The following is a 4,848-nucleotide window of genomic DNA, read 5'->3' as shown; positions in this document are numbered from 1 at the left end:
CGACCCCAGCCGGGTGTCGAGCGTCCGGTCACGGAAGCCGTTGCGGTAGGTCAGCCGCTCGCCGGTGCGCTCATGCCGCCCAGCCCCGATCAGGCCTTCCACATCGGCCTCCATCAGCATCTGCAGCACCGCCTCGGCGACACTGCGCAGAAAGTCACTATCCCCGGCTTTCGCCAGCAGGTCAGCCAGTGGCAGTCTGTCCTCGGTCATCGGGTCCTCGGCCGGTCAGGGGTGGGAGCGTCGCAACTCCACCCTAGCCGCCAGGTCCGATGGCCACCCCAACTCTACACCCCAGCCAAGGCCGGATTTTCCACCACCTCCGTAGACGCTACCGCGGAATACTCAAAGGGCCGCCCGGAAGATCCAGGCGGCCTCAGTGGGGTCAGCAGTATCGAGGCAGAACGGTGATTATTGACGGGGGAGGCAGACGGAGAGGGACCATCTGCCGCTAGGGATGGCTCCTAGCCCGCCCCGCAGGGTGATAATGCTCGACCTACATCAATCGAGAATAGCAACGGACGCGCGAGCAGCCATCACAGACGACGGCGCTCTATTGGTCCGACCCCCACACCCCCAGCCGCGCCGCTGTGGCCTTAAGCAGCGCCACACCGCCCTCGCGCCACTGATGCCGGATTAGCGCTTGGCCGCCTCGGCCGGCGGCATCCCGAGCGCAGCGCCGATCTCGGCGGGTGTGGTGCTGCCCCGCTCATCCAACTCGCGGCTGATCGGAGCTGCCGAGGGACACCCTATTCACCCAACCAGCGCGAACATAATCCAGCGCCTCATCCATGTGATGAGATTATTATCGCCGATCAATGCAACGAATGCCACCACCCGACGCGTTAGGTCGGCTTCCATCAACCAGGAATCCCCCCAATGAGTCGTGCAAATCAGCCAGAAGGCCCGCAGAGTCAGCGCCCTACCGCAATGGACCTGAATGTCGGTGCTCGGATCCGAGAAAGACGGGTGACGATGGGCCTGTCGCAACAGCAGCTGGCCACCGTCATCGGCGTGACCTACCAGCAGGCGCACAAGTACGAGCGAGGGCTCAACCGTATCTCCGTTGGCCGTCTCTTCGCCATATCACAAGCTTTAAACATGAAGCCCGAGTGGTTTTTCGAGAGCATGTCCGCGGACGGTGCGGGTGAAGAGATACCGCCACGGCAGCGCATGCACCTGGAGCTCATGCGCAACTTCGCTCTGATCAAATGCGAGAAACAACAGCAAGCCATCAGCAACATGGCCCGTTCGATGGCAGGCTCGTAGTGGAGCTTCGTAGGCTGCCAAGCACCTTTCCCTCAGATGCCTCGCCCGTAATACGCCTCAGCATCGCCCGGGAGGCCACATAAGAGGGGCAAAAGCAGGAGCGGCGCCGTCATTAAGCCTTGCTCAACATCATGCTGCAGTGCAGCATGAGGGCAAGTGAGGGGAGGGACAGGCATAGGAGTTTTGCCATGGTCGCCTTCCTACTCGTTACCGCAGCAATCCTCGTGGTGAGCCTCGTGCTCCGCGTTGCGGTAGATGAACTCGCATTGCAGTGGACGAACGGAACTCTGGATACCTCCCGTAGCCTCCAGGGGTCCTAACCGGTCATGTCAGATGACGAGACACGCGTTCCAGCCGCTGCCCCGAACCTTATGGAGCGCGGTATGATGCAAGTGTTGGCCCAAGCTCAAAAGGCTGTCGTCAGCGACGACCCTCCTCAAGTCTATGGCCTTGAGGTGCGGTTTTCGCTCGAGGGTGACGCAGATGTCGTGTGGGACATCCGCACGTCGCCGGAGAAGCCCGCGCCGTAGCTCAGGCCTACTCTTCCAACGTCACCCAGGTCGGCACTGGGGCTCGAAATACCGGCCCGGCTAGCGCCGCATTCCGCGATCACCGAAGACGCTGGGGTTCATCCGGGCGAGTTGCCGCCGGCGCAGGTTGAGGACGAGCCGGGCACCTCGGGGCCGCGGCGATTGAGCACCCGATCTGCTCTAACCGGCGCGGACATAATCCAACGTCACATCCACATAATAAAATTGCTATCACGGAACAATGCAACGGATGCCGTTGCGAGTTGAGTTAAGCAGGCTCCATCGATTAGGACATCCATCGATGAGCCAGGCCAAGCAACAGGACCAACCACAAAGCCAGCGCGCCACCATGATGGACAAGCATGTTGGCCAGAGGATCCGCGAGCGGCGGCTTGCCATGGGGCTGTCCCAGCAGCAGTTGGCCCACATCATCGGCATAACCTACCAGCAGGCGCACAAGTACGAGCGAGGGTTGAACCGCATTTCCGCCGGCCGCCTGTTCAGCGTAGCGCAGGTGCTTGCCGTTGACCTCGCATGGTTTTTCGAGGGTATATCCGAGCAAGGTGGGGCTCAAGAGCTAGCTCCGCGCCAGCGCATGTGCTTGGAGCTGGTGCGCAACTTCGCTCTGATCAAAGACGAGAAGCAGCAGGAAGCCGTCGCCACCATGGCCCGCTCGCTGGCAGGCTCGTAGCAAAGCTTCCACTTCCTGGATGCCCTGTTAGTCGATTGGTGGCCCTAGCAGCTCGATGCCGTTCTCGGCGCAGATTTTAGCCAGTTGTGCCTGCATCTCCGGTGTGGGCACAACTGGGTCCGGCAATCGCACTGCGTCGGCCACTACGGACCCGCTGCGCAGCATATTTTCAAAGCCGCCCGTGCTGATGACGAGGCAGCGGCCGCCAGAGGGTGACGTGACCTTGAACCCATGCGGCACGCCTCTCGGCAGGTGAACGACGTCCCCTGCCTTGGCCGTGCTAACCCTATCCGCCAGCTTGAAGCGGAACTCTCCGTCCAGCACATAGAATGTCTCATCCTCATCGGGATGCACATGATACGGCGGGCCGAAATTGCCTGGTAGCAGATGCTCGGTGATTGAGATGCCTCCGGCATTCTCCGCCATGGCAAGATGAATGGTGACGTGGCCGTTCAAAAACCAAAGGCTTCTCGCATCAGCGGTTCCAGGCACTGATTCCTCCTTCAAATATCCTCATGGTTGCACTTGCCGGGCGGAGCCCGATCTTTTCTATAAGCGTGCCGAAAGGCTATTTCATTATCGATTGCTTGCAAATGCGTGGCTCTTGGCGAAGTGCGCGGTATGTCACCCCAGGTTCTGTTGCATCCTTGTGGTGCCGTCCTGGGTAGGTACAAACAAGGGCATGGCGAGACGGCGGAGAGTGGCCTCGGCAAGGGCAGGCAATCCTACAAGGGGCGGCAGTTCACCGCCGAGGTGATCCTGTGGGCGGTCCGCTGGTACCTCATGTTTCCGGTGAGCTATCGCGACCTCGAACTGACGCTGGCCGACCGCGGCGTGGAGGTGGCGCATACCACTGTCTTCTGCTGGGTGCAGACCTATGCGCCGGAGATTGAGAGCCGGACCCGGGCCGCACCTGCGCCTGAGCAACGGCTCACAGCGAGTGGACGAGACCTACGTGCGGGTGAAGGGCCGCTGGATGTACCTGTATCGCGCCGAGGACAGCCGTGGGCAGACCATCGACTTCCTGCTCTCGGCCAAGCGCGACGCTAACGCGGCGAAGCGCTTCTTCCGCAAGGCGCTGGAGCAGCTGCACACGGTGAACCCGCGCACCATCACGGTGTACAAAAACCCGCCCTATCCCTGCGCCATCACGGAGATGAAGGAAGATGGCGAGCTGTGGCGACGCTCGCAGCTGCGGCAATGCAAGTTCCTCGATAACATTGTGGAACAAGAACACCGGCGCGTGAAACGCCTGGTCAGACCAGGGCTTGGCTTCGGCGGTTTCCACACGGCGCGACGAACACTGGCAGGCTACGAGGCGATGGCTATGATCAGAAAGGGGCAGATGCGGAAGGTTGGCGGACGAGACATGCGGACCCAAGCCACTTTTGTCGCCGAGTTGTTCCAGGGCACCGCCTGATCTTGGGCCTGTCGCGGCCATCTGCGACTTGCCGCAAACTTTGCAACGCAACCACCGAACCCGCCTTCCGCACCAGTGCGGCCCAGCGGATCGCGCTTGAGGCGCTGGCCTTGAAGCGGGCCGTCGCCTAGCAGGACTCCCCGGCGGCCACTACCGTCACCACGCGGTCCTGGATATCCATCGACAGCACCTTGGACATGCCTCTCGCCCCTTGCCAAGGGCGAGCTCCAAAGTGGCCAGCAGCGCCTTTTAAGGCAGCCATTTAGTCTGCGAACTGTCCCGCAGCCTCGATGATGGGTTTCCAACGTGCCACCTCCTCAGCGTGGAAGCGGCGGTGGAAGGCAATACTGGCGCGCTCGGGCGTGGCAGGCTCGGTGAGGAGGTCGGCAAAGCGGGCGCGGAGCCGCGCTTCGCCGAGCGCCCCCCGCAATGCGGCCGAAATCCGCTCTTGCGCCGGCTCAGGCGTACCGGCTGGCGCGTAGAGCCCGTGCCAAGTGCTCATAGTGAGGTCGGGAAAGCCCGCTTCGGCCGTGGTCGGTATGTCTGGCAAGCCCGGCAGCCGCGCGGTGCTGGTCACGGCGAAGGCGCGCAGCCGGCCGTCGCGCAGGAATGGCACGGTGTTGGTGGCTTGATCGCAGAGCAGATCGATGCGCCCCGCCATCACCTCGGTGATGGCAGGACCGGTGCCGCGGAACACCACCACCGTCGCCCGCGCGCCGGCTGTCCGATGCAGCAGCAGAGCGCAAAGGTTGGCCGCCGAGCTGAGCCCGGCCGTCGCCAAGTTCAGCCCCTCGCCTTGCTGCTTTAGGGCGGCAAGATACTCGCCGAAATTGCCGGCCGGGAAGCCGGGCCGCGCGATGAAGGTCATGGCCGCGTCGGACACGAGGCCGAGCGGCGCGAAGTCGGTGAGGACGTCGTATGGCAGGCGGCGGTAGAGCGTC

General features: G+C 62.6%; 5 protein-coding genes and 1 pseudogene. 3 read left to right on the top strand and 3 right to left on the bottom strand.

What is annotated here, in order from left to right; translation table 11 throughout:
- Window positions 1-210, bottom strand: a 210-nt coding sequence (locus EP26_RS29850; RefSeq protein WP_043344895.1) for a transposase, incomplete at its 3' end; no start/stop codon positions are given.
- Window positions 211-876: 666 nt separating this feature from the next.
- On the opposite strand from EP26_RS29850, the gene EP26_RS29845 reads away from it, so the two are divergent.
- Both EP26_RS29845 and EP26_RS29835 read left to right on the top strand, forming a co-directional pair.
- Window positions 877-1,266 (top strand): helix-turn-helix domain-containing protein, encoded by a 390-nt coding sequence (locus EP26_RS29845; RefSeq protein ID WP_043344893.1) that lies wholly within the window; start codon window positions 877-879, stop codon window positions 1,264-1,266.
- Between the two features lie 831 nt (window positions 1,267-2,097).
- The gene (locus tag EP26_RS29835; protein WP_043344890.1) at window positions 2,098-2,487 is read left to right on the top strand and encodes a helix-turn-helix domain-containing protein; all 390 of its coding nucleotides are present in this window, start codon (window positions 2,098-2,100) and stop codon (window positions 2,485-2,487) included.
- A gap of 27 nt (window positions 2,488-2,514) precedes the next feature.
- Here the strand turns inward: EP26_RS29835 and EP26_RS29830 are convergent, their stop codons facing one another.
- Complete coding sequence (locus tag EP26_RS29830; protein WP_157033940.1) at window positions 2,515-2,994, bottom strand: cupin domain-containing protein; 480 nt, start codon at window positions 2,992-2,994, stop codon at window positions 2,515-2,517.
- Window positions 2,995-3,240: 246 nt separating this feature from the next.
- Between EP26_RS29830 and EP26_RS29825 the strand changes: the two are divergent.
- Window positions 3,241-3,907, top strand: a pseudogene (locus EP26_RS29825) (IS6 family transposase).
- A 262-nt stretch (window positions 3,908-4,169) separates the two neighbouring features.
- Here EP26_RS29825 and EP26_RS29820 read toward each other — a convergent pair.
- A partial coding sequence (locus tag EP26_RS29820; RefSeq protein ID WP_043344888.1) for a tripartite tricarboxylate transporter substrate-binding protein occupies window positions 4,170-4,848 on the bottom strand: 679 nt, incomplete at its 5' end.

The sequence above is a fragment of the Belnapia moabensis DSM 16746 genome (assembly GCF_000745835.1).
Lineage (GTDB): Bacteria > Pseudomonadota > Alphaproteobacteria > Acetobacterales > Acetobacteraceae > Belnapia > Belnapia moabensis.
The sequence above is the reverse complement of the archived record's forward strand: the minus strand, read 5'-3'. Positions and strand labels throughout refer to the sequence as shown.

Excerpts from the sequence above, each read along its gene's own strand:
- EP26_RS29835 (WP_043344890.1), top strand. The coding sequence starts at position 2,098 with ATGAGCCAGGCCAAGCAACAGGACCAACCACAAAGCCAGCGCGCCACC.
- EP26_RS29845 (WP_043344893.1), top strand. The coding sequence starts at position 877 with ATGAGTCGTGCAAATCAGCCAGAAGGCCCGCAGAGTCAGCGCCCTACC.